Origin of the sequence: Actinotalea endophytica (assembly GCF_025717005.1) — a bacterium.
Taxonomy (GTDB): Bacteria; Actinomycetota; Actinomycetes; order Actinomycetales; family Cellulomonadaceae; genus Actinotalea.
Genome location: NZ_JAOVZU010000010.1, coordinates 18,970 through 42,951, shown reverse-complemented (window position 1 = coordinate 42,951; position 23,982 = coordinate 18,970). Strand labels below are relative to the sequence as shown.

The window sequence follows — 23,982 nt, the reverse complement described above, 5'->3', positions numbered from 1 at the left end:
CGGCGCCGGCCTGGTCGCCCGGGTCGCGGACGCCCCGAGCGACCGGCCTCGCCGGCGGGGGTGGGGCCGCCCGGACTGACGGCCCCACCCCCGGAGCGCTCAGCTCAGGCCGAGCTCGTTGAAGGCCGTGACGGCCTTGTCCCAGGACGATGCTGCGTCGTCCGTCGCGTCGACGTCCACGCGGGTGATCGCGTCGACGACGGTCTGGTGGATGGCGAAGTAGTTCGCGCCCTTGAACGGCGCGACGGTCACCGCGGCGGCCCGGTCGGCGAGGATCTGGCCGGTCGGGGCGTCGTTGAAGAACGCGTTCGTCTGGGAGAGCAGCTCGTCGCTGGACAGCGCGTCGACCTGGCTCGGGAACGTGCCCTTGGAGATGAAGGCCTTGATCTGCTGCTCGGGCGCGGTCAGCCACGCGGCGAGCTCACGGGCCTCCTCGGGGTGCGCGGACTGCGCCGGCACGGTGAGGAACGAACCGCCCCAGTTGCCGCCGCCGCCGGGGAAGACGTTGGCGATGTCCCAGCCCTCGACGCCCGCGGCGTTGCCCTCGACGACACCGAGCATCCAGCCCGGGCAGAGCATGGTCGCGAAGCCGTCGTTCTGGAACGCGGCGGTCCAGTCGTCGGACCACTGCGTCAGGTGCGCGGAGAGGTCGTCGTCGACCGAGGCGGCCAGCACCTTCTCGTACGCGGCCTGGATCTCGGTGTTGGACGCCAGGTCCTTCGCGTCACCGGTCGACGGGTCCTCGTAGGCCGCGTCCATCTGGTTCACGACGCCCTGGAAGATCGCGTTGCCGGAGTCGAACCAGGCGCTGTCGGAGTTCGCGACGAAGTCCTTGCCGACGTTGAAGTAGTCGTCCCAGCTGCCCTCGAGCAGCGCGGCGACCTCGTCGCGGTCGGTCGGCAGGCCGGCGTCGGCGAACAGGTCGGAGCGGTAGCAGACGCCCTCCGGGCCGATGTCGGTGCCGTAGCCGATGAGCTTGCCGTCCGGCGTGGTGGCCTGGGCGACCTTCCAGTCGAGCCAGCGGCCCTCGACGTCGGCGTTGGTGAGGTCGACGAACTGGTCCGGGTACTGCATGAGCTCGGCGAGCCAGTCGACCTCGATCGCCTCGATGTCGGTCAGGCCGGAGCCGGCCGCGACACCGGTGAGCATCTTGTCGCGGGCCTCGTTCGAGGTCGCCGCCTTGGTGTGCTCGATCGTGATGTTCGGGTGGTCGGCCATGTACTCGTCGAGGAGGTCCTCGTAGCCGAACTCGTTGAACGTGGTGATGGTCAGCGTGATCGGCTCGGACGAGTCGCTGGACTCCCCGCCGCCTGCGCTGTCGGTGCTGTCGTCGGTGCTACCGCCGCCGCAGCCGGCAAGGACCATCGTGATCCCGGCAAGACCCGCGGTGACGGGCAGCCAAGGCCTCATGCTCGTGCGCACGTGTGACTCCTTCGTCGTCGGGGCGGCACCGCTGCCGCCCAGAGGAGAGTTGCTCGCCGGGACCGGCGAGGACTCGGGGCGCTTTTCCTGGGACCGGTCTCATCTCGAACCGGAACCGTGGTGGGACCGGTCTCAGGAATGGCCCTACGGTGACGTCGGGAGCGGGCCGATGTCAAATGCCGTGACCGAACTGTGACAACCGGTTCCGGCCGTGCAAGATGCCCCGAGGTCCTAGATCGACGCGTTGTGCGGGCGCCACACTGTCCGCATGCAACCCGAGTGGGACGAGCACCAGGCGCTCGCGTCACGCAGCCGCACGGCGCTGCTCGAGCTGCTTCGCGGCGACGGTGGCGCGATGGGGGTCGACGAGCTGGCCGATGCGGTCGGCCTCCACGTCAACACGACGCGTGAGCACCTCGACCGCCTGGTCGCAGCCGGCCTGGTGTCGCGAGCTCCCGAGCACCGCACGACGCGAGGCCGTCCGCGAATCCTCTACCGGCACCGCGAACCGGCAGGCAGCTGGGTGCGGACCGTGATGGACGAGGTCCTGCTGGCCGGCTTCGGCCAGCCGATGCCGTCGGCGTCCGACGGCGCCCAGGCGGCCGGGCGGGCCGCCGTCGAGGCGCTCGACCACCCGATGCCGACCGCCGCCGACGCGGACGAGGCCGTGACGCTCCTGGTCGACGAGCTCGACCGGCTCGGGTTCGACGTCGAGCTCGAGGGCGACGCCGTGCGGCTGTGCCAGTGCCCCGTGGAGAGCCTGGCCCGGTCCCGCCCAGACGTGGTGTGCGCGGCACACCTCGGGATGACGTCGGCGCTGGTCGAGCGGATCGGCAAGATCGAGATCGCGGACGCGCAACCGTTCGCGGACGAGACGTCCTGCCTGATCCGGCTGCGCGCCCGCGCGGACTGACCCGTCGGTCAGGGGGCACGCCGGTCAGGGGTAGAGACCCCGGATCCGGTGCGCCTCGGCCACGCGGTGCACGCTGAGCAGCAGGGCGCCGTCGCGCAGCGAGAGCTCCTCGCGCCGCGCGGTCTCGGCGACCTCGGAGTACGCGTGCAGCATCCGCTCGGCGAGCCTCGCCTCGATCTCCGCCTCGCTCCACCAGTAGGCCTGCTGCGCCTGCACCCACTCGAAGTACGACACGACGACACCTCCGGCGTTCGCCAGGATGTCCGGCACCACGATGACGCCGCGGTCCTCGAGCATCCGGTCCGCCGCGCCCGTGGTCGGGCCGTTCGCGGCCTCGACCACCCAGTGGGCCTTGACCTGGTCGGCGTTGCCCGCGTGCAGCACGTGCTCGACCGCGGCCGGCACGAGCACGTCCACGTCCAGGGTGAGCAGCTCGTCGTTGGTGATCGGGTCGCCGCCGTCGAAGCCGACCACGGTCCCGGCGCGGGCGACGTGCTCACGCAGCCGGTGCATGTGCAGGCCGCCGTCGCGGTGCACCGCGCCGTTCTCGTCGCTGACCGCCTCCACCCGCGCGCCGGCCTCGGCGTACATCGCGGCCGCAGGCCCGCCGACCTTGCCGAAACCCTGCACCGCGATCCGCACGTCCGGCAGGTCCAGGCCGGCTTCGTGCAGTGCCGCACGTGTGGTGTGCACGACGCCTCGTGACGTGGCGGTCGCGCGCCCGAGCGAGCCGCCGACCTCGAGCGGCTTGCCGGTGACCACGGCCGGGATCGTGTAGCCCTGGTTGACCGAGTACGTGTCCATCACCCAGGCCATCGTGCGCTCGTCGGTGCCGATGTCCGGCGCCATGATGTCCCGCTCGGGGCCGATCATCGGCATGATCTCGCTGGCGTAGCGGCGGGTGACCCGCTCGAGCTCGGCCTGCGAGTACTGCCGGGGGTCGATGGTCACGCCGCCCTTGGCGCCGCCGTAGGGGAGCTCGACGACCGCACACTTCCAGGTCATCCACATCGCCAGGGCGCGGACCTCGTCGACGTCGACCGCAGGGTGGTAGCGAAGACCGCCCTTGCCGGGACCGCGCGAGACGTTGTGCTGCACGCGGTATCCGTGGAACAGCTCGGTGGTGCCGTCGTCGCGTCGCAGCGGGATCGCGACGTTGATCTCGCGGCGAGGCGTGGCGAGCATCTGGTGCATGCCCTCGTCGTAGCCGAGGCGGCGCACGGCCCCCGCGAGCTGTGCCCGTGCCGTGGCGAGCGGGCCGTCGTCCGGCAGCATGGCGGGGTCGATCGGAGTGGAGTCGATCGGAGCGGGGTCGACGGTCGTGGGGTCGACGGTCGGGTGGTCGGCGACGGCGGGGTCGGCGGTCGCGGACGGGTCGGGCATCGTTGCCTCCTCGGTCGGGTCGGCCGAGATCGTCGGCCGAGACCCACTGTGGCACCGTGCGGCGCACGTCGCAGTGCGGCGCGGCGGACGTCAGCCGCGGTACTCGAAGTGCCAGTACTCGGGGTTGCCCGACTCGGTCGCCGCGGGGCAGTACCAGCCGTAGTCCGGCCCGTGCTGCACGAGCCACTCGTACCGCGGTGTGCCGAAGTCGTACGCCGCCCACTCCCAGGTGTCGATCGCCGTGCCCCAGCCGTGGTTCGACGTGCCCGGCTGAGCCGCCAGGCCCCCGTACAGCTCGCGCGCACGCACCTGGTCGGCGTACGAGCGGTACGACAGGTCGATCGCGATGTTCTCGCCGAACTGCGCCCGGAACGCGGCGTTCAGCCGGACCATGGCCGCTGCCGCGTCACTGCGCAGCCACTGTGCGTGGCCGGCCGAGTCCACGCACCAGCCGAGCGCGGTCATCGCCGATCGCGGCAGGTTGCCGTTGCTGCCGTCGCCGTCGTCGGTGGGTACGGAGGTGTAGAGCGTCGTCGCGGACGGGGTCGAGGTCTCGTACGAGCCGGCCCCGCCGCAGTCGCCGGAGTACGACGAGCGTGCGGCCGCGGCCGCCGCCGCAGCCTGCTCGGCCGCGCGCGCGTCGAGCCACGACTGGTGCGCCGCGTCGAGGTCGGCGATCGCCTGGCGCAGCGCGGCCGTCGCGGCGCTCGCCGCCGCGACGTGCTGCTGGTCCGGCTCGGTGACGCCGAGCGCCGCGGTGAGCGTCTCGACCGCCGCGGTGACGGCGTCCCGGGTGGAGTCGTCGTCCACCTGCCCGTCGGTCTGCCCGAGCAGCTCGTCCGCGTCGGCCAGGTCTGTCTGGGCGACCTTGTTCGCCGTGGCCCAGCTGAGCGCGAGCGCGCCGTCCGCCACGGCAGCCTGGCGGGCCTGCTCGGCCTCCTGGGCGGCGGCGATCCGGTCCGCCTCGGCCTGGGCCGCAGCGCTCGCATCGGCCTCGGCCTGGGCCTGCGCCGCGGCCTCGCGCCGCTGTTCGGCGGCCGACGCGCGCACCTGGACCGCGACCACCGTGGCGACCGCCGCGAGCACGAGGAGCACGACGGCGAGCGGCCACCACGGCCTCACCCTGCGCTGCGCATGCGTCCCCACGCCCCGGAGTCTCTCCCGCGCGGCCGTGCGGTGTCGACCTCCGCCGATACCCCCGGGGGTAGGTCGGAAGTCCCGCGACACCCCCTCCGGTGGCGATCATGGTGGCCCCGTGTGACGAGGTCGTGCCCCGCACGGGACCTGCGGCCCAGGACCTCACGGGCCCCTCGGGCAACGCTGAGGTGTTGACGCGTGGGGGAGGTGCCCGATGAAGGTCCTGCTGCCGGTGGCGTCCCGACACGGTGCGACCCAGGAGATCGGGGACGCGATCGCCGAGGTCCTGCGGGCGTCCGGGTTCGAGGTCGATGTGGTCGACCCCGACGAGGTCGAGGACATCGAGGACTACGAGTCGGTGATCCTGGGCTCGTCGGTCTACGTCGGCCGCTGGGCCGCATCCGCACGCGCCTTCGTCGATCGCTTCGCCGGGCGGCTCGCGCAGCGGCCGGTGTGGCTCTTCTCCTCCGGCCCGGTCGGGGACCCGCCTGCTCCGACGGGCGACCCGGAGGAGGTCGGGGTCCTGATGCGCCGGATGGGCGCTCGCGGGCACCGCACGTTCGGGGGCCGACTCGACCGCGGTGGGCTCGCGCTCGCCGAGCGAGCCGTGGTGGCCCTGCTCCAGGCCGAACCGGGTGACTTCCGGCAGTGGGCGGACGTGCAGGACTGGGCGTCGCAGATCGCCGAGGAGCTGCACGCGTGGGAGATCCGCCGCCTGGGCTACGTGCCGTGATCCGCCAGCCACTGACGGCCGGTGCGTTCCTCGGCCTCGGCCGCGGCCTGCACCGCTGAGGCCGTCGCGCGCTCGACCGCCGCGCCGAACAACGGGATCGCCGCCTTCAGCTCGCCCTCGACCACCAGGCGGGAGCCGGCCGGGTCGCGCAGCAGCGTGGCGGTGCCGGTCATCCGGACCGGGGCGCCGGTGACCTCCACCAGGACGGTTCCTCGTCGCCCGTCCGGCTCGGGCGACTCCCAGGCCTCGACCATCCGGACCTCGAGCGCGTCGCCGACGAGGGAACGGAACTGCGCCGGGATCGCGTCCGACGGCATCTGGCGCCGGGTCGTCACGGTGAACGGCCCGGACGCGTCGCCGACGACGCTCAGTGTGTGCGACCGCGCGCCGGCCGCGTCGACCTTCGCACGGACGAAGTCCTCATCGGCCATCATCCGTGCGACCGCGTCCGGATCGGCGGGGAACTCGGCCTCGGCCCTGACGTGCACCGGTGACTCCTCGCTAACCCTCGACTACCCCTTGATGGCGTGTGGACCGAGGCTAACAGCCCCGCGCCGGAGGCCTAGGCTCAGCGTGTGCCGACCCTGAGCAACCTCATCACCCGACACACCGATCTCGCACCGGCAGACGTCGAGTGGCTGCACCTGCTGGTCGGTGACTGGCAGCTGATCTCGGACCTGGCCTTCGCCGACCTGGTGCTGTGGGTGCCGGCCTCGGACGGCCGGTTCCTCGCCGTCGCGCAGGCCCGGCCGTCGACCGGCGCGACGGTGCACTACGACGACATCGTCGGGTCGACGGCGCCGGACGGGCAGCGTCCCCAGCTCGAGCGGGCGCTGACCGAGGTGGCCATCCAGCGCTCGCGTGAGCCCCGGTGGTTCGGCGCCTACGCCGTGCGCGAGGAGGCCGTGCCCGTGGTCCGGCAGGGGGAGGCCATCGCGGTCATCGCCCGGCAGACGAACCTCGGTGGCGCGCGCACCCCGAGCCGTCTCGAGCTGAACTACGTGGAGGCCGCCGACGACCTTCTCGGCATGATCGCGCGGGGCGAGTTCCCGGCGCCGAACGCTCCGACCGGTCCGCGCCGTGGCGCGCCGCGCGTCGGCGACGGCCTGATCCGTCTCAACTCCGAGGGCGAGGTCCTCTACGCGAGCCCGAACGCGCTGAGCTGCTTCCACCGGCTGGGGGTGCTCGGCTCGCTGGTCGGGCGGTCGCTGGCCGAGGTGACCACCGAGCTGCTCGAGACGGACATGCCGACGGACGAGTCGCTGCCGCTCGTGGTGACCGGCCGCGCCGCATGGCGCACCGACCTGGAGTCCCGTGGCGTGTGCCTGTCCCTGCGCGCGGTCCCACTGACCGAGGGCCGTGACCGCACCGGTTCGGTCCTGCTCTGCCGGGACGTCTCCGAGCTCCGGCGGCGCGAGCGTGAGCTGCTCACGAAGGACGCGACGATCCGCGAGATCCACCACCGGGTGAAGAACAACCTGCAGACGGTGGCGGCGCTGCTCCGGCTCCAGGCACGCCGGATGACCTCGACCGAGGCGCGTGAGGCCCTCGGCGAGGCGATCCGGCGGGTCACGACCATCGCGCAGGTGCACGAGACGCTGTCCCAGACGCTCGACGAGGCCGTCGACTTCGATCAGCTGGTGGACCGCAGCCTGCGCCTGGCGGCGGACGTCGCCTCCGCGGGCGGGTCGGTGCGCACGGTGCGGACCGGAACCTTCGGGATGGTCCCGGCCGAGGCGGCCACCGCCCTGGCCCTGGTGCTCACCGAACTCGTCACGAATGCCGTCGAGCACGGCTTCGCGGACGGGCGGCCGGGCACGGTCGACATCGTCGCCGAGCGCGACGAGAGCCACCTGCGGGCCGTGGTCGCCGACGACGGCGGCGGCCTGCCCGCCACGGGAGGGCCGCAGAGCGGTCTGGGTACCCAGATCGTCTCGACCCTGGTGCGTTACGAGCTGCACGGGACGATCGAGTGGTCGCCGCGCGAGGGTGGGGGCACCAGCGTGGTCATCGAGCTCGACCTGCGGGACGCGCGACCGGCCTGAGGGACGCGCGACCGGCCTGAGCGGCGCGGCGGTGCCGGCGGGCCGGGTCGCTCGGTCGCACCGGTGTCGGCGGCGGGGCGGGAACACCATCCGGACGTGCGACGACCCCGCGGCCGGGGGCCGCGGGGTCGTCGGGTGAAGCCTGTGGTGCGAGCCGGTGAGCTCAGCTCGCCGCGCGGCGGGCCCGGGCGGTGCGGCGCTTGAGCGCGCGACGCTCGTCCTCGGACAGCCCGCCCCAGACGCCGGCGTCCTGGCCGGACTCCAGCGCCCACTTGAGGCAGGTGTCCGTCACCGGGCAACGCCGGCAGACAGCCTTCGCGTCCTCGATCTGCTGCAGGGCGGGGCCGGTGTTCCCGATGGGGAAGAACAGCTCGGGGTCCTCGTCCAGGCAGGCAGCGCGGTGGCGCCAGTCCATACGTGTCACTCCTTGCGAGACATGCAGACCTGTCCCTTGACAGGGGGTCCGCACGGATTGGGGATTTCGTAGAACGTCCTACGACTCATACAAGGGTCACACCTGGCGCGGCGATGCACAAGGGGTAACGGCTATGTTTCGCCACAGTGACGTATGAGGCGTTGGTCACACCGTCACCCGTTCGAACCACTGCGCCGGACGCGGCATTCCCGCCTCGGGACCGCGCGGCGCGGCCGGGGTGGTCGACGGCCGCCTAAGGTCGTCCCCGTGGGACTGCGTGTGGGGATCGCTGCAGGGGTCGGCGTCGAGATCGCGGCGCTGGTCGCCGCGGCCGGCTGGGTGGTCTGGCAGATCCTCGTCGGCGGTGCCGCCGCGCCGGGTCCGGCGCTCGCGCTCGCGGTGTTCGCCCTGATCCTGGCGGCTGCTCTGTTCGGCGCCGTGCGGGCGGTGCTCCGTCGCGGCTCGGGTCCGGCCCGGGCCGTGGTGGTGACCTGGCAGCTGGTGCAGGCGGGCAGCGCGGGCATGATCATCGGGGCGGCGGACACGGCGTCGGTCGCCCTGATCGGCGCGTGGACGGCGGCGGCGCTCGCGGTGGGGGTCGTGCTCGCGTCCGTCCTGGACGCCTGGCGGACCGCAGGTCGCCCTGAGCGCGGCTGAGCCTCACGGCGCGACCGCCGGCTGAACCGGCACGAGCGCGGCTGACCTCACGGCGCCACGGCCGATTGAACCGGCACGAGCGCGGCTGACCTCACGGCGCGGCGGCCAGCTGGACCGGCGCGAGCGCGCCACGGGTACGCAGGGCCGCGCGCCCCGGGATCCGGCGCGGGTCGCACACCGGCGCCAGGTCGGTACCGGCCGCCTCCGCGGACCCTTGCGCCAGCGGGTCGAGGACCAGCACGGTCCCGGCGTCCCGGAGAGCGGCGAGCGCACCCCGGAAGGCGACTGCGACGCGGTCCGTGCGGGCTGCGAGGACGAGCCGGGGTGCGGCCGGGTCGCCGTGCTCGGCGGCGTGGATCCACCCGGTGAGGGTGTCGTCGAGCTCGGGGCGCCTGCGCAGCGCCAGGTCGGCGTCGTCGACGACCAGGAGGGATCCCTCGGCGACCTCGCGCACCGCGTCGGCGAGCCCGTCCGGTCCGCAGGTCACGACGACCCCAGGAACGCCCGCGCGCGCCGTGAGGACGCTGAGGGCCGTGCTCCGCCCGCTGCCGGCCGGCCCCACGACCAGCAGGCCACGGTGCAGGTCGACGCAGATCGGCAGGCCGCGATCCCCGCCGACGCCCAGCACGGAGTGCCACCGGTCGATCTCGACGTGCGGTGCGCGGTCGAGGGCCCTCGGGAGCGCGGCGAGCCGGAGCGGCTCGCGGGGCGCTGCTGCGGGGTCGGCCGGGGGTGCGCACGTGGGTCGCAGGTCGGCGCGTGGGCTCGGCAGTGCGACCTGGCACGGTGCCGAGTCGAGCTCGCCGCGCCCGGGCCCCGGGTGGGCTCCGGTCGCCCGGTCCCCGCCGACCAGCGTGACGAGCTCGGTCGCGACCTGGCGGAGGTCTCGCGGTGTGCCGCTGCACGCGAGCGGGGCCTGCACTCGCTGCAGCAGGTCCGCGAGATCCGCACCGACGCCGCGGGGCAGCGCCTCGAGGGCGCGTCGGACGGAGGCGACGTCGTCGACCAGCAGCACGTCGCGCGGCCGAGGTTCGGCGAGCAGCGTGAGCAGGCGGAGAGCACGTCGGGGGTCGTCCGTGCCGACCGTGGTGCCCCGGCCGGCCGCGGGCATCGGCGGCCAGCGCCACGCCGAGCCGTGCAGCACGTGAACCACCATCCCCGCGTTCGCTGCGCCTTGGGCGACGGTCCGCAGTGCGGTCGTCCGCCCACTGCCCGGCCCGCCGACCACGCCGAGCACGGTGCGACCCGGGTGCCACAGCAGCGGGTCCGTCCGGCGTACCCGATCGACCACGCCGAGCACGAGGGGAGACGTCTGCTCGTCGCCGGGCACCGCGCACGGCTCGTCGCCGGGCACTGCGCCGAGCAGCGACGCCACCTCGTCGAGGTGGACCCGGTCCGGCAGGGGAGGGCGCCACAGGGGTGGGGTCGCCGCGCCGGGGCCGCCCGAGGCCTCGGCGAGTGCCCTGACGAGCGCGGCGATGTGGTCGGGCGGTGTCGACGGCCTCGGTGGCCGGGGCCATCCGGGTGCCCAGCGCGGTGCGGTGTCGCCCGGCGGCAGGGCGGCCCACGCGGTCTGCACCGTCACCGGGGTGGCCTCGGCGCGGCGCAGCAGCGCGCGGCCGGGGACGTCCGCGGGCAGCGACGCGGCGTCCGGGCTGCCGAGCACATCGATCGAGTCCGCGACGTCGGCGACCCGCAGGCAGATCCGCAACGCGACGTTCGCCCGGACCTGGGCGTCCAGAGCGCCCGCCGGCCGTTGCGTCGCCAGCACGAGGTGGATGCCGAGCGCGCGCCCCTGGGTGGCGAGCCGGACGAGGTCGGGCACGGCGTGCGGCACGTCCTCGCGCAGCGCGAGCAGCTCGTCGACCACGACGACCAGCCGAGCGGGTGCAGGGCCGCGGGCCCGCAGCGCCTCCAGGTCGGGCACGCCGGCCTCGGCGATCAGTCCTTCGCGGCGCCGCAGCTCGGCGCGGAGCGCCGCCAGCGCCCGCACCGTCGCGGCCGGGTCGAGGTCGGTGACGGTGCCGGCGACGTGCGGCAGGTCTCGGCACGCCCCGAGGCCGGCGCCACCTTTGAAGTCGACCAGGACGAGCGCCAGGCGGTCCGGCGGGTGGCGGCGCGCGAGCGCGAGCACCAGCGTCTGGAGCAGCTCGGACTTGCCTGAACCCGTGGTCCCCGCGACGAGGACGTGCGGGCCGTCCTCGATCAGGTCGACCCAGGCCGGGCCACCCTCGCCGACGCCGATCGGCACCGTCCACGCGCTCGGCCCCTCCAGCGGGAGCCCGGCCAGGGGCACGAGGCGCGGCAGACCCGTCACGCCCCGTGCGTCCCGTGCTGCGAGGGTCCGGGCGTGCGCCTCGGCCCAGCCGGTCGATGCCCCGACGACACCCGGACGGGCGGGCCGGAGCCGCGGCCCGCGGCGGTCCACCGGTCCCGGCGTGACGCTGTGCCTGCACCACGCCGGCACGTCCGCGGGGCGGTCGGTGACGAGCAGGAGCCCCGCGCCGTCCCGCGCCGACCACCACCGCTGCAGCGCCGACGGTGCCGCGCCGTCGGCGACCAGGAGGTGCCGTGCGCCGTTGCGCCGGGACGTCGCGTCCGGCGCGACGGTGGTGACCCGGGCGCCGAGCCACCTCGCCCAGCTCCAGTCGGACGCCCGCGCCGCGGGCAGCTGGAGGTCGACCGTCAGGTCTGCGTCGAGCACTGCGGAGCCGAGCAGTGTCCGCGCCGCGGCGAGCGTCGCCGCACGGTCGCCGACCAGGGCGAGCCCGTCACGTGCGGCTCCGAGCCAGCCCGGAGCGCCCCGGTCGTCCACCGCCAGCCGCGCGGAGCACCCGGCGGGCTCGGGTGCCCAGACGGCCCGGCGAGGTCGGACGAGCCGCCCGGCGAGCGGCGTCAGGCCGCTGAGGCCGAGCAGGGCGAGCGTCGGGGTGCGCAGCACGAGTGCGGCGACCAGCGCCCCCACCACCGGCACCAGCCACACCCAGGACGGGGTGGCCGGTCCGGCGGCCGGTGCCGGTTGCGGGGTGCGTACGCGCGGCAGTCGCACGATCCGCGCGTCGCGCTCCGGGGCAAGGGCGTGCCGAGGTCGTAGCGGGGTGCAGCGCCCTGCGTCCGGGCCGTCGACGAGCACCGTCCACCACCGGGCCGACCGGGTGGTGGACGGTGGGCGCCGCGACGTGTCCCGTCGCGGGTCGCGGATCGCACCGACCTGGACGCGGCAGCCCTCGACCCACGGCGCGAGACCGGCGACCTGGTGGTCGTCGAGCGTGCGGTGGTCCACGATCAGGGGCGCGTGGGCCAGCGACGTCACCCCGGTGAGGGCGACCAGGCCCGGGCGGGCCGCGGCGAGCTCGATGCCGTCCGGGACGAGCACGTCGCCGAGCGGGTCGAGCGTGAAGCGCACGGCCCGACGGTGCCGCGTCGGCCGCACGCACCGACCGCAAGGGCCGCCACGGCTGTGGATCGCCGTGACGGCCCTGCGGTGTGGACGCCTGGGCCCCTCCAGCCCTGGCGTCGGGTCCGGCGCGCGCGGTGGCTCGACCCGGCGGCGCGCCGGTCGGCTACTCGGACGCGAGCGCCTCCACCGGCGGCGTCCGCGTCGCGGACCGGGCGGGCAGGACCGACGCGAGCAACCCGGCGGCGACTGCCACGAGCAGGACCAGCCCGAGGTCGCGCCACGGCACGGCGAGGGCCACCGAGGTGACCTCGGAGAGCAGGATCTGCGCCCCGATCCAGCCGTAGACGATGCCGAGCAGCGCGCCGACGAGCGTGCCGACGAGCGCGACGAGCAGGCCCTCGATCGCGAGCGACGAGCGCAGCTGGGCACGGGTCATGCCGATCGCCCGCAGCGTCGCCGACTCGCGTCGACGCTCGAGGACGGACAGCGACAGCGTGTTGGTCACGCCGACCATCGCGATCACGACCGCGACCCCGAGAAGCCCCACGACGACGGCCAGCAGCGTGTCGACGACCCGCTGGAAGAACGCCCGCTCGACGGCCAGGCCGATCACCTGGACGACGACGTCGGTCTCGGCTCCGGTGATGTCCTGGATGTCGGTCACCGCCGAGGTCGGGTCCGCGCCCGGTGCGAGCGCGAGCCACAGGTCGGACGCGGGCGCGCCGTGGTCCAGCCCCGCGAGGGTCGACGTGGTCACCATGGCCATCGCCGAGTCGGTGGCGGTGACCTCGAGGTCGAGGACGCCGTCGGGCCCGGTGACCGGCACGCGGTCTCCCACCCCGACGCCGAGCGACGCGGCGTCGGACTCCCCGAGCAGGATGGTCCCGTCGCCGAGCGCGGCCGCCTGGTCCGCGTCGTTCAGCACCCCGGCCAGGGCCGTGGCGTCGCCCGCGTACACGTCGACGCTGGTCTGGTCGCCGTCGGGGCCTGTGACGGTCAGCCCCACCGCCTGCTGCACCACGGCGCTCGCGGCGACGCCGTCCACGGCGCTCACCTCGTCCACCAGGTCCGAGGGGAGCGCCGGGTTGCCGTCGGAGTCCATCGCGACCGACTCGAGCACGACGTCCACCGGGTAGTGCGAGTTCAGCTCGCTCGTGAACGTCCGGGTCACGCTCGCGGCACCGGTGGACATCATCGCGACGAGGGTCACCCCGATGAACAGTGCGCCGCTGGTGGTCGCGACCCGCCGCGGGTTGCGCACCGCGTTGGCAGCGGCCAGTCGCGCTGCGGCGGAGCGCCCGCCGAGCCGGCCGAGCCGGGCGAGGAGCCCGGGCACCCAGAACACCGCGCCGACCATCACGCCGACGAACGACAGCGTGCCGCCGAGCATCCCGACGACGAGCCCGAGCGGCATCGACATCGCGGTGGCCACGGCCATGCCGAGCGCGAGCCCACCCGCACCGACCACCACCAGCACCCCGGCCAGCCATGCGCGGACACGGCCCGAGCGCTGGTGCACCGAGGTGTCGGCCGGTCGCAGGGCAGCGAGCGGCGCGACGCGCGTGGCGGCCCTGGCGGGCGCGAGCGAGGCGAGCACCGTGACGAGCGTGCCGACCAGCAGCGGGACCAGCACGACGGCCGGCGTCATGGTGATCGTCGACGGCAGCGGCACGTCGGTGGTGTCGCCCAGCACGGTGAGGGTCGCCTGGACGAGCCCGATCCCGAGCAGGACGCCGGCCGCGGAGGTCGCGAGCCCCAGCAGCGTCGCCTCGATCAGCACGCCGCGCTGCAGCTGGCGGCGCTCGGCGCCCACGCAGCGCAGCAGCGCGAGCGTCCGGGTCCGCTGTGCGACGAGGACCTGGAAGGTGTTGGCGATGACCAGCGACGCGACCAGCAGGGCCACGGCGGCGAAGCCGAGCACGACGCCGGTCAGGGCCCAGGTCGAGCCGGAGAGCTCGGCCGCGTTGGCGGCCGCCTGCTCGTCACGCGTGCGGACGAGCGTCCCGGTCCCGTCGAGCAGCTGCGAGATCCGGGTGGTCGCGTCGGCCGTCGAGGTCCCCGGAGCGAGCGTGACGGATGCGCTCCAGTACGTGACGTCCTGGCCACCCCAGGAGAGCGCGAGCCAGTCGTGCGCGACCGACTTGGTCACCACTGCCACACCGCCGTCGGAGAGGAACGCGGACGGGGCGTCGACGAGCCCGACCACGCGGAGCGTGCTGAGGTGGTCGGTCGGCTGCGTCGCGTCCGCGGCCCAGGACTGCACGGTCGACTGGACCTGGTCGCCGATCCCGACGCCGAGCTGGTCGGCAACCCGTTCCGGCAGCGCGATCTCGTCGTCCGCGGCGGGCAGCGACCCGTCGGTCGCGCTCACGGCGTCCAGCCGCGGGTCGTCGGCTCGGCCGGCGACCGTGACCCAGGCGTGGCCGCCGGGACCCGTGAGGTCCGCACCGCCGGTGTCGAGCGGCTGCACCGCCTGAACCCCGTCGACGGCTGCGAGCGCGGCCAGGTCGGAGTCGGCCAGGGTCGCCTGGGTGATCACCAGGTCGGCGTCGCCGTACTGCGACGCCGCGGCGTCGTAGGTCGTCCGGGTCAGGACCTCGCCGGACAGCAGGGTCGCAGCGACGAACGCGGCCCCGATCATGATCGCGATCCCGGCCGCGGCCAGGCGCCCGATGCTGCGGCGCATCTGGGCGAGGGTCAGTCGCAGCATCAGTGCACCTCGTCCAGCGCGCGCAGTGCGTCCAGGCCGGCGAGGACGGACTCGGGCGTGGGGTCGGCGATGTCGCCGGCGATCAGGCCGTCGGCGAGCAGCAGCACGCGGTCCGCATAGGCCGCAGCCGAGGGGTCGTGGGTGACCATGACGATGGTCCGGCCGAGCTCGCGCACCGAGGTGCGCAGGAAGCTGAGCACCTGGGCGCCGGCGCGGGAGTCGAGGTTGCCGGTCGGCTCGTCGGCGAACACCACGTCCGGCCGGGTGACCAGGGCCCGCGCGATCGCGACCCGCTGCTGCTGGCCGCCGGAGAGCTCGGACGGGCGGTGGTCCAGCCGGTCGCCGAGGCCGAGCGTCGAGACCAGCGTGTCGAACCACGCGCGGTCGAGCGGCCGTCCGGCGATCTCCAGCGGGAGCGTGATGTTCTGCTCGGCGGTGAACATGGGCAGCAGGTTGAACTGCTGGAACACGAAGCCGACGCGGTCGCGGCGCAGCCGCGTCAGGGCGGTGTCGCCGAGCGCGGTGAGCTCGGTCTCGCCGAGCCAGACCCCGCCGGCGGTCGCACCGTCCAGGCCGGCGAGCAGGTGGAGCAGGGTCGACTTGCCCGAGCCGGACGGGCCCATGATCGCGGTGAACGCTCCGGTGGCGACGTCCACGTCGACCCCGCGCAGCGCGTGCACGGCGGCCTCGCCGCTGCCGTAGACCTTGGTCAGGCCCCTGGCCCGGATCGCGGAGGTCGGGGGAGTCTGGGTGATGTGTGTCATGGCCTCGACGCTAGGGCCGACGCCCGCAGCGCCGGATCGGCCCGCGGGCGGGACCTGATCATCGTCGGGTCATCCCCAGGTCGTACACGTGACCCGTGTCCGGTCCGCCTCGGCGCGTCCGGGGTGCCGGTCAGCGGCCGGGTGCGACCAGGCCGTGCTCGTAGGCCGCCACGACCGCCTGGACCCGGTCGCGTGCACCGAGCTTGGCCAGCACGCGGCCGACGTGGGTCTTCACGGTGGCCTCGGCGACGACGAGGGTGCCGGCGATCTCGCCGTTCGACAGGCCCCGCGCCATGAGCACGAGCACCTCGCGTTCGCGGTCGGTCAGCTCGGCCAGCCCCGGGTGCGCCGGGGTGTCCGCGGGCAGCGCCGTCACCAGGTGCTCGAGCAGTCGCCGGGTCGCCGACGGTGCGATCACGGCGTCGCCGGCGTGCACCGTCCGGATCGCGGCCAGCAGGTCCTCCGGCGGGGCGTCCTTGAGCAGGAAGCCGCTCGCCCCGGCCCGGATCGCCGAGAGCACGTACTCGTCGAGGTCGAACGTGGTGAGGACCACCACCCGCGGCGGCGCGCCCTCCGGACCGGGCGAGGCGGTGAGCCGGGCGGTCGCCTCGAGCCCGTCCATCTCCGGCATCCGGACGTCCATCAGCACCACGTCGGCGGGCACCACGGCCAGGCGGCGGACCGCTTCGGCACCGTCGCCTGCCTCGAGCACCACCTCGAGGTCCGGCTGGGAGTCGATCACCATGCGGAAGCCGGCACGCACCAGCTGCTGGTCGTCGACCAGCGCCACCCTCGTCGTCACTGAACCGCCTCTCGGGTCGGGGGAAGGGGGACCTCGGCGCGGACCCGGAAGCCGCCGCCCGGGCGCGGCCCGACACTCAGCGTGCCGCCGAGCATCGCGACGCGTTCGCGCATGCCGGTGACGCCGTGTCCCGCGCCGTCGTCCGCTGCGGCGGCGCCCCGACCGTCGTCCGAGACCTCGAGGACCAACGATCGGGGGGTCCACTGGACCAGCACGGTCGCCCGCGCCTGCGGTCCGGCGTGCTTGAGCACGTTCGTCAGCGACTCCTGGCATACCCGGTAGACCGAGAGCCCGGTGCCGGGGGGCAGCGTGCGCGGCTCGCCCATCCGCACCAGGGACACCGCGAGGCCGGAGCCGCGGACCTGGTCGACGAGCTCGGCGACCTGCTCGGCGACCGGCTGCGGGCGGAGCTCGGCGCGCGACTCCTCGTCGTCCGCGCGCAGCACGCCGAGGAGCTTGCGCATGTCGGCGAGGGCGGCGCGGCCGGTCTCGGAGATCGTGGCGAGCGCCCGGACGGCGGCCTCGGGCTCGGCGCCCGCGGCGTACCGGCCGCCGTCGGCCTGCGCGATCATCACCGACAGCGAGTGGGCCACGATGTCGTGCATCTCGCGGGCGATGCGGGTCCGTTCGGCGGCGGTGGCGAGCACGGCCTGCTGATCGCGTTCCGCCTCGAGCCGACCCGCGCGTTCGGTGAGGGCGTCGATCTTCTCGCGTCGCGAGCGGCGCAGCAGGGCGAGCGCGAAGGTGGTGAGGCCGAGCAGCCCGGCAGCGATGGCCATCGCGGTCGCGGTCCCCGGGCCGGCGCCGCTGAGCCAGGCCACCACGGCGAGCATCGTGAAGCCGGCGAAGGCGGAGACCAGTGCGGTGCGGTACGCCCAGCGCGGACCGTGCAGCGTGACCGAGCCGAGCGCGGCGAGCACCAGGACGTCGCCCGGCGAGAGCGAGAAGCTGCCGCTGAGCCCGGTGAGCAGGTGCAGCAGCACGACGCCGTACACCGCGACGACCGAGGTGACCGGCAGCCGGCGGCGGACGACGAGCGGCAGCGCGGGCACGATCGCCCAGACCTGCACGCTCGTCCCGGCCGTCGCGACCGAGACGAACAGCAGCCAGAGCAGCACCGCGCCGCCGTCGACGAGGAGCGTGTGGCTGCGGTCCCACGCGCTCAGGCGGTCCCACCAGCGCACCGGCCCAGGGTAGGGCCGGTCGAGGAGGGGCGCGTCGGTCCCAGGTCGGACATTCGGGCTCGGCGGTGTCCCCCCGGTTCGGGCTCGGTGCTGTGGCAGCATGGGGCCATGACGCGCGTGCTCCTTGCCGAGGACGACCCTGCCATTGCCGAACCGTTGGCCCGAGCGCTGGGGCGCGAGGGCTACGACGTGGTCGTGCAAGGAACGGGTCAAGGTGCGATCGACAACGCCCCAGCGGCGGACATGATCATCCTGGACCTCGGCCTGCCCGACATGGACGGTCTCGACGTGGCCCGCCGGGTCCGCAACGACGGGCTGACCACGCCCGTGCTGGTGCTCACCGCGCGCGCCGACGAGGTCGACCTCGTGGTCGGTCTGGACGCCGGGGCCGACGACTACGTGACCAAGCCGTTCCGCCTCGCCGAGCTGCTCGCCCGGGTCCGGGCCCTGCTGCGTCGCACGCACGCCGACGGCACCGAGGAGGACGAGCTGCGGGCCAAGGACGTCAAGGTCGACCTCGCCGCGCACCGGGCCTTCCAGTCCGACCGTGAGCTGCACCTGACGGCGAAGGAGTTCGACCTGCTCCGGGTGCTCGTCCGGGACGCCGGGACGGTCGTCCCGCGTGACTCGCTGATGCGCGAGGTCTGGGGGTCGGACCCGACCGGCTCGACCAAGACCCTCGACATGCACGTGTCGTGGCTGCGCCGCAAGCTCGGCGACGACGCCGGCGCCCCGCGCTACATCACCACGGTGCGTGGGATGGGCTTCCGCTTCGAGTCCGCCTGAGCGATGCGCCGCCGCGTCCTGCAGGCCACGATCGCGGCGGTGACCGTCGCGGTCGTGCTGCTCGGCATCCCGCTCGCGTTCTACGGTGCCCAGCTGGTGCGCGACACCGAGCTGCGCAACCGGGACGACCGCGCCCAGGCGCTCGCGCGACAGGTCGAGGTCCGGATCGCGAACGGCCGTGAGGTCACCGAGGACCTGCTCGAGGTCTACGTCGGGGGCGACGACGGCAACCTGCCCGCGTCCGTGACGGTGCTCGGGCCGGACGGCACGCGCGTGCGCGCGGGCGAGCCGATCGGCGGGCGCGCCTACCCGAAGATCCTCTACACCGAGTCCGGCGCCGTGGTCGTCTTCACGCTGAGCTGGTGGGACGTGTTCTGGCGCTCGGCCCGCGCGGTCGCGCTCGTGGTCGCCGCCTCGCTGGTCGCCTTCGGCGCAGGCATCGCGGTGGCGCTGTGGTCGGCGCGCCGGCTGTCCGCACCGCTGATCTACCTCGCGGCGAGCGCCGAGCAGCTCGGCAGCGGCCAGGTGCGCCCGCACCTGGAGGCCTCCGGCGTCGAGGAGATCGACCTGGTGGCCGCGGAGCTGGGGCGCAGCGCCGACCGCCTGGCGGGGCGCCTGGCGGCCGAGCGCCAGTTCGCCGCGGACGCCTCCCACCAGCTGCGCACGCCGCTGACGGCGCTGAGCATGCGCCTGGAGGAGATCGGGCTGGCCAGCGACTCCGACGAGGTGCGCGAGGAGGCCAGGATCTCGCTGGAGCAGGTCGAGCGGCTCGTGCAGGTGATCGACGACCTGATGTCCCGCTCGCGGCGTGCGGCGGGCGGGACGACCGAGGCGCTGCGCCTGTCCGACGTGGTGAACCAGCAGTACGAGGAGTGGGCGCCGACGTTCCGTCGCGAGGGGCGCAAGCTCGTGGTCGAGGTGCCCGAGGACGCGGCCGTGCTGGCGACGCCCGGCGCGCTGGCCCAGGTGCTCGCGACGCTGATCGAGAACTCGCTGCGGCACGGGGCCGGCACCACGACCGTGCGCGGCCGCCCGTCCGGCAGCAGCGGGGCGTGGGCGGTCGAGGTCGCCGACGAGGGCGCGGGCGTGCCGGACGAGCTCGCCCCGCGGATCTTCGAGCGCGAGGTCACCTCGGGGCGCGGCACCGGCCTGGGGCTGGCGCTCGCGCGGGACCTCATCGCGGCGGACGGTGGTCGGCTCGAGCTCGCCCAGCGGCGCCCCGCGGTGTTCGTGGTCTTCCTGGCCGGTCTCCCGCGGCTGTTCGACCCGGAGGTCGTGCTCCCGCACGGCTCGACGGTGTCGCCCCGGCGCGGCGCGCGCCGTCGCCGCCGTCGTCGCCGCAGCTCGTAGCTCGCGTCGGCGGCGCGCCAGGAGGTGCGCCCGGGGGTGCGAAGCGCGGTCCGCGGCGGCCCGTCGCGGGAGGGGTGCCGGCGCGCCTCCGGTCCCGGGTCGCGGGTACGCTCGGCGACCGTGACTCTCGTGGTGGCCGTGGTCGGCGGCGGACAGCTCGCCCGGATGATGACTCCCGCTGCGACCGCGCTCGGGCTGCGGCTGCGGGTCCTCGTCGAGGCGCCGGCCGCCTCGGCCGCGCAGGTCGTCGTGGACGCGCCGGTGGGTGCGCCGCGCACCGCTGCCGACGTGCTGGACCTGGTCGGCGGCGGCGCCGACGGGCCGCGCGCGGACGTGCTCACGTTCGAGCACGAGCACATCCCGGCCGACGTCCTGGACCGGGTGCGCGCGATGGGCGTCCCCGTCCGGCCCTCGCCCGAGGCTCTGGTGCACGCGCAGGACAAGCTCGTGATGCGCGCCCGGCTCACCGAGCTCGGGGTGCCGTGCCCGCGCTGGGCCCCGGTGCCCGATGCCGCAGCGCTCGCGGCGTTCCTCGCCGAGGTCGGCGGTCGCGCCGTGGTCAAGACCGCGAGGGGCGGCTACGACGGCAAGGGTGTGCGGGTCGTGACCTCGGCCGACGAGGTCGCCGACTGGTTCGTGGCCGCCGCCGACGGTGGTCCCGAGCTGCTCGCCGAGGAGGCTGTGCCGTTCAGCCGCGAGCTCGCGGTGCTGCTGGCCCGGCGTCCGTCCGGCGAGGTGCGGGCGTGGCCCGTGGTCGAGACGGTGCAGCGTGGCGGGGTCTGCGCGGAGGTCGTCGCCCCGGCACCGGACCTCGACCCGGCGGTGGCCGAGGCGGCCGTGGCCGCAGCGACCCGGATCGCCGAGGGGCTCGACGTCACCGGGGTGCTCGCGGTGGAGATGTTCGAGGTGCCGGGCACCGAGGGCGGGCCGTCCCGGGTGCTCGTCAACGAGCTCGCGATGCGCCCGCACAACTCCGGGCACTGGACCCTGGACGGAGCGGTGACCAGCCAGTTCGAGCAGCACCTGCGCGCCGTGCTGGACCTGCCGCTCGGCGACCCCTCGCCGCGGGCGCGGTGGTCGGTGATGGCGAACGTGCTCGGCAGCACGCGTGAGCGACTCACCGACGCCCTGCACGAGGTCCTGGCCGCCGACCACGGGGCTCGCGTGCACCTGTACGGCAAGGAGATCCGGCCCGGGCGCAAGCTCGGCCACGTCACGGTGGTCGGCGACGACCTGGCCGACGTGCGGGCCCGCGCGCGGGCCGCGGCGGCGACCCTGCAAGGTTTCTCCGACGGCGCAGCGCCGTCGGACGCTGCGACCGCCCAGGTCTGACAGGCTGGGCAGGAGGCGAAGGAGGGCGTCGTGGGCGAGCAACCGCTGGTCGGTGTCGTGATGGGTTCGGACTCGGACTGGCCGGTGATGCAGGCCGCGGCCGAGGTCCTCGACGAGTTCGGTGTCGGGTACGAGGCCGACGTGGTCTCGGCGCACCGCATGCCGCAGGAGATGGTCGACTACGGGCGCAGCGCCGCCGAGCGCGGTCTGCGGGTGATCATCGCGGGCGCCGGGGGAGCAGCCCACCTGCCGGGCATGCTGGCCTCGGTCACGCCCCTGCCGGTGATCGGGGTCCCGGTTCCGCTCGCGCACCTGGAGGGCCTGGACTCGCTGCTGTCGATCGTCCAGATGCCGGCCGGTGTCCCGGTGGCCACGGTCTCGGTGGGCGGGGCCCGTAACGCCGGGCTGCTCGCGGTGCGGATCCTGGCCGCGGGCGAGGGGGAGCGCGCCGCCGGCCTGCGCGACGCCATGGTCGCCTTCCAGCAGGATCTGCGCGGTCAGGCCATCGCGAAGGGTGAGCGCCTGCGGTCCCGGGCGACGCAGCGCACCGGCTTCACCGCCTGACGCTGCAGGATCGCGCCGACCGATCGGCACGCCCCGGGGCGGGTTCCGGGTTAAGGTCACGGAATGATAACGACGCCGCCGGAGCGGGCCGTGCCCGCAGGCGCGACGCCGCCCGCAGCCAGCACGCCCGGCCGGTTGCGCACGCTCGACGGCCTGCGCTTCCTCGCGGCGGCAGGGGTCGTCCTGTACCACTTCACAGCGCGCAGCCCCGAGTGGGGGGTCCCGGCCGGTGAGCGCTTCCCGGTCCTCGGGCAGGTCGCGATCTACCTCTCCCTGGCTCCCGAGCTCTTCTTCGTGATCAGCGGCTTCGTCATCCTCTGGACGGCGTGGGGCCGGTCGGTGCCGGACGTGGTGGCCTCGCGGGTCGCCCGGATCTACCCGGCGTACTGGGCGGCCCTGGCCCTGACCGCGGCGCTGCTCGCGGTGTGGTGGCCGGCGCGGGTCTCGGCCGGTCAGGTCGCGGTGAACGCGACGTTGCTGCAGTCGCTGGTCGGGGTGCGGAACGTCGACACGGTGTACTGGACGCTGTGGGCGGAGCTGCGGTTCTACCTGCTCGTCGTGGCGTTGGTCGCGGTCGGGCTGACCCGCACGAGGGTGCTCGCGTTCGCGGCCCTGTGGCCGCCGCTCGCGATGCTCGCCGAGCAGCGGCACGCCGAGCCGTTCGCGACCCTCCTGCTCGGCCAGTACGCCCCGTTCTTCGCCGGTGGCATGGCGCTGTTCCTGGTCTGGCGGGACGGGCACGCGTGGCGACCCTGGCTCGTGGTGGCCGGCAACGCCGTCCTCGGGGTACGCGGCGTGGCTGCCGGTCGTGACGCCGCGTTGACCCGCCTGACGGTGTTCGACCCGAGCCTGCCCCTGCTCGCGGCGGCCGTCGTCGGCTGCTTCGGCCTGGTGGCCCTCGTCACGCTGACGCCCCTGCGACGCTGGGACTGGTCCGGGCTCACGGCGATCGGCGCCCTGACGTACCCGCTGTACCTGGTGCACGAGGCCTGGGGCCGGTTCACCATCGACCTGCTCGCGCCGCACCTGTCGAGCTACGCGACCCTCCTGGCGGCGGTCGCGGTGAGCGTGCTCCTCGCGGTGGTGGTGCACAAGTTCGTGGAGGAGCCGCTGCACGGCCCGGTGCGGCGTGCGGTGCGCCGAGTCCTCAGCCGGCCTGCCGCACCGGCGACCGCGTAGCGGCCGGCCACGGGCCGGCGACCTCGTAGCCGGCGGCCTCGTGGCCGGTGATGACGTGGCCGGCGACCGGGTGCCCGGTGACCACGTGCACGGCCCGGGCACGCGAGCCGAGGTCAGCCCACCCCGCCGACCGAGCCTGGGTCGAGCGTCCCGTCCACCAGCGCCTGCCAGAACGCCGGGGTGGTGTCCGGGTTCAGCAGCACCGTGGAACCGACGCCCCCGGGGCGGTAGTCCGGATCGGAGATCGGCGGGGTGCCGCGCACGCCGTCCGGCCCGGTGGCGGCCCGGAACGCGAGGGCGAGCCGGCCGAGATCCACGATCCCGGTCGACGAGTCGGTACGCAGTGCTCCGAGACCGGCGTCGATGAGCTCGACCTGCCGACCCGGGTGCCACAGCAGAGAGGGCTGAGCGACCGTGCCCGCCAGTGCGGCGATGAGCTGCTGCTGGCGACGGGCCCGGCCGATGTCGCCCTCCAGGTCGGCCTTGCGCATCCGGGCGAAGGAGACGGCCGTCGTGCCGTCGACCACCTGACAACCGGGCTCGGCCCACTGCAGACCGGAGTCGGGGTCGTTCACCGGGAAGGTGACCTTGTCGACCGCCGGATCCATGCACAGCTCGACCCCGCCGACCGCGTCGACGATCTGCGAGACACCGCCGAGCCCGACCTCGACGTAGTGGTCGACGTGCATCCCGGTGAGCTGTTCCACGGTCTGCACGAGGAGCGCGGGTCCGCCGTACGCGTAGGCGGCGTTCAGCTTGGCCGGGCCGTAGCCGGGGATGTCGACGTACGTGTCGCGCGGCAGGCTGATCAGGGCTGCGGGCCCCGACGTGGGCTGGTGGAGCAGCATGATCGTGTCGGTCCGCGCGCCCTCGGTGCCGTCCTGCGCGATCCCCGCGTCGCCACCGCGCGCGTCCGAGCCGGCCAGCAGGTAGGTGGTGCCCGGGGTGGTGTCCGGCGTCCCGCTCAGGGCGTCGACGTGCTGAACCTTGCCGTTGGCCCAGACCACCAGGCCGATCGGCCAGGCCAGGAGCAGGGCCGTGACGAGCGCGATCACGAGGACGGCACGCCGCCCGCGGTGACGGGCCCGGGTCCGCGGCGGCACCTGCCGCACGGGTGCAGGCGTCGTCGTCCGGGGCCTCGGTGCCGGCTGCGCCGGTGGGGTCGGCCGTCGAGCGGGTGCCTGAGTCGGGGCGTAGCTCGCGGGA

The 23,982-nt window shown here is 74.7% G+C and carries 20 protein-coding genes; 9 read left to right on the top strand and 11 right to left on the bottom strand.

Going from position 1 to position 23,982, the window contains the following annotated elements:
• Positions 1-99: 99 nt before the first annotated feature.
• Complete coding sequence (locus tag OEB99_RS16190; RefSeq protein WP_263578330.1) at positions 100-1,422, bottom strand: ABC transporter substrate-binding protein; 1,323 nt, start codon at positions 1,420-1,422, stop codon at positions 100-102.
• A 268-nt stretch (positions 1,423-1,690) separates the two neighbouring features.
• Here OEB99_RS16190 and OEB99_RS16185 point away from each other — a divergent pair, with 268 nt between their 5' ends.
• On the top strand, positions 1,691-2,335 hold the full coding sequence (locus OEB99_RS16185) for a helix-turn-helix transcriptional regulator (protein ID WP_263578329.1): 645 nt from the start codon (positions 1,691-1,693) through the stop codon (positions 2,333-2,335).
• Positions 2,336-2,359: 24 nt separating this feature from the next.
• Here OEB99_RS16185 and OEB99_RS16180 read toward each other — a convergent pair whose 3' ends face one another.
• Both OEB99_RS16180 and OEB99_RS16175 read right to left on the bottom strand, forming a co-directional pair.
• Positions 2,360-3,610 (bottom strand): Glu/Leu/Phe/Val family dehydrogenase, encoded by a 1,251-nt coding sequence (locus tag OEB99_RS16180; RefSeq protein ID WP_263578490.1) that lies wholly within the window; start codon positions 3,608-3,610, stop codon positions 2,360-2,362.
• A gap of 198 nt (positions 3,611-3,808) precedes the next feature.
• Positions 3,809-4,864, bottom strand: a complete 1,056-nt coding sequence (locus OEB99_RS16175) for a M15 family metallopeptidase (protein ID WP_263578328.1) — start codon at positions 4,862-4,864, stop codon at positions 3,809-3,811.
• A gap of 205 nt (positions 4,865-5,069) precedes the next feature.
• Here OEB99_RS16175 and OEB99_RS16170 point away from each other — a divergent pair, with 205 nt between their 5' ends.
• The gene (locus tag OEB99_RS16170) at positions 5,070-5,588 is read left to right on the top strand and encodes a flavodoxin domain-containing protein (protein WP_263578327.1); all 519 of its coding nucleotides are present in this window, start codon (positions 5,070-5,072) and stop codon (positions 5,586-5,588) included.
• Here the strand turns inward: OEB99_RS16170 and OEB99_RS16165 are convergent.
• Positions 5,576-6,076 (bottom strand): DUF2505 domain-containing protein, encoded by a 501-nt coding sequence (locus OEB99_RS16165; RefSeq protein WP_263578326.1) that lies wholly within the window; start codon positions 6,074-6,076, stop codon positions 5,576-5,578. The two genes, OEB99_RS16170 and OEB99_RS16165, sit on opposite strands and share 13 nt — an antisense overlap.
• 87 nt (positions 6,077-6,163) lie before the next feature.
• Between OEB99_RS16165 and OEB99_RS16160 the strand changes: the two genes are divergently transcribed.
• Positions 6,164-7,633 carry a sensor histidine kinase gene (locus OEB99_RS16160; RefSeq protein ID WP_263578325.1) on the top strand — a complete coding sequence of 490 codons (1,470 nt, stop codon included), beginning with the start codon at positions 6,164-6,166 and terminating at the stop codon, positions 7,631-7,633.
• Between the two features lie 163 nt (positions 7,634-7,796).
• Here OEB99_RS16160 and OEB99_RS16155 read toward each other — a convergent pair whose 3' ends face one another.
• Complete coding sequence (locus tag OEB99_RS16155) at positions 7,797-8,048, bottom strand: WhiB family transcriptional regulator (RefSeq protein WP_263578324.1); 252 nt, start codon at positions 8,046-8,048, stop codon at positions 7,797-7,799.
• Between the two features lie 267 nt (positions 8,049-8,315).
• Here OEB99_RS16155 and OEB99_RS16150 point away from each other — a divergent pair, with 267 nt between their 5' ends.
• Positions 8,316-8,705, top strand: coding sequence for a hypothetical protein (locus tag OEB99_RS16150; RefSeq protein WP_263578323.1), 390 nt, complete (start codon positions 8,316-8,318; stop codon positions 8,703-8,705).
• 91 nt (positions 8,706-8,796) lie between these two features.
• Here the strand turns inward: OEB99_RS16150 and OEB99_RS16145 are convergent, their stop codons facing one another.
• The 5 genes from OEB99_RS16145 to OEB99_RS16125 form a co-directional block, all read right to left on the bottom strand.
• Complete coding sequence (locus OEB99_RS16145; protein WP_263578322.1) at positions 8,797-12,111, bottom strand: FtsK/SpoIIIE domain-containing protein; 3,315 nt, start codon at positions 12,109-12,111, stop codon at positions 8,797-8,799.
• Positions 12,112-12,268: 157 nt separating this feature from the next.
• On the bottom strand, positions 12,269-14,815 hold the full coding sequence (locus tag OEB99_RS16140; protein WP_263578321.1) for an ABC transporter permease: 2,547 nt from the start codon (positions 14,813-14,815) through the stop codon (positions 12,269-12,271).
• Positions 14,815-15,579 carry an ABC transporter ATP-binding protein gene (locus tag OEB99_RS16135; RefSeq protein WP_263578320.1) on the bottom strand — a complete coding sequence of 255 codons (765 nt, stop codon included), beginning with the start codon at positions 15,577-15,579 and terminating at the stop codon, positions 14,815-14,817. Before OEB99_RS16135 ends, OEB99_RS16140 begins: the two co-directional genes overlap by 1 nt.
• Before the next feature lie 130 nt (positions 15,580-15,709).
• Entirely contained in the window at positions 15,710-16,381 is a 672-nt protein-coding gene (locus OEB99_RS16130) for a response regulator (RefSeq protein ID WP_263578319.1), read from the bottom strand.
• Positions 16,378-17,565, bottom strand: a complete 1,188-nt coding sequence (locus OEB99_RS16125) for a sensor histidine kinase (RefSeq protein WP_263578318.1) — start codon at positions 17,563-17,565, stop codon at positions 16,378-16,380. Before OEB99_RS16125 ends, OEB99_RS16130 begins: the two co-directional genes overlap by 4 nt.
• 108 nt (positions 17,566-17,673) lie before the next feature.
• On the opposite strand from OEB99_RS16125, the gene OEB99_RS16120 reads away from it, so the two are divergent.
• The 5 genes from OEB99_RS16120 to OEB99_RS16100 all read left to right on the top strand — a co-directional run bounded on the left by OEB99_RS16120 (position 17,674) and on the right by OEB99_RS16100 (position 22,776).
• Complete coding sequence (locus tag OEB99_RS16120; protein ID WP_263578317.1) at positions 17,674-18,351, top strand: response regulator transcription factor; 678 nt, start codon at positions 17,674-17,676, stop codon at positions 18,349-18,351.
• 3 nt (positions 18,352-18,354) lie between these two features.
• On the top strand, positions 18,355-19,701 hold the full coding sequence (locus tag OEB99_RS16115) for a sensor histidine kinase (RefSeq protein ID WP_263578316.1): 1,347 nt from the start codon (positions 18,355-18,357) through the stop codon (positions 19,699-19,701).
• A 120-nt stretch (positions 19,702-19,821) separates the two neighbouring features.
• On the top strand, positions 19,822-21,033 hold the full coding sequence (locus tag OEB99_RS16110; RefSeq protein WP_263578315.1) for a 5-(carboxyamino)imidazole ribonucleotide synthase: 1,212 nt from the start codon (positions 19,822-19,824) through the stop codon (positions 21,031-21,033).
• 60 nt (positions 21,034-21,093) lie between these two features.
• Positions 21,094-21,597, top strand: a complete 504-nt coding sequence (purE, locus tag OEB99_RS16105; protein WP_411910702.1) for a 5-(carboxyamino)imidazole ribonucleotide mutase — start codon at positions 21,094-21,096, stop codon at positions 21,595-21,597.
• A gap of 63 nt (positions 21,598-21,660) precedes the next feature.
• Positions 21,661-22,776 carry an acyltransferase family protein gene (locus OEB99_RS16100; RefSeq protein WP_263578313.1) on the top strand — a complete coding sequence of 372 codons (1,116 nt, stop codon included), beginning with the start codon at positions 21,661-21,663 and terminating at the stop codon, positions 22,774-22,776.
• A 113-nt stretch (positions 22,777-22,889) separates the two neighbouring features.
• On the opposite strand, the gene OEB99_RS16095 is transcribed toward OEB99_RS16100, so the two are convergent.
• Complete coding sequence (locus OEB99_RS16095; RefSeq protein WP_263578312.1) at positions 22,890-23,831, bottom strand: LCP family protein; 942 nt, start codon at positions 23,829-23,831, stop codon at positions 22,890-22,892.
• Positions 23,832-23,982 lie beyond the last annotated feature (151 nt).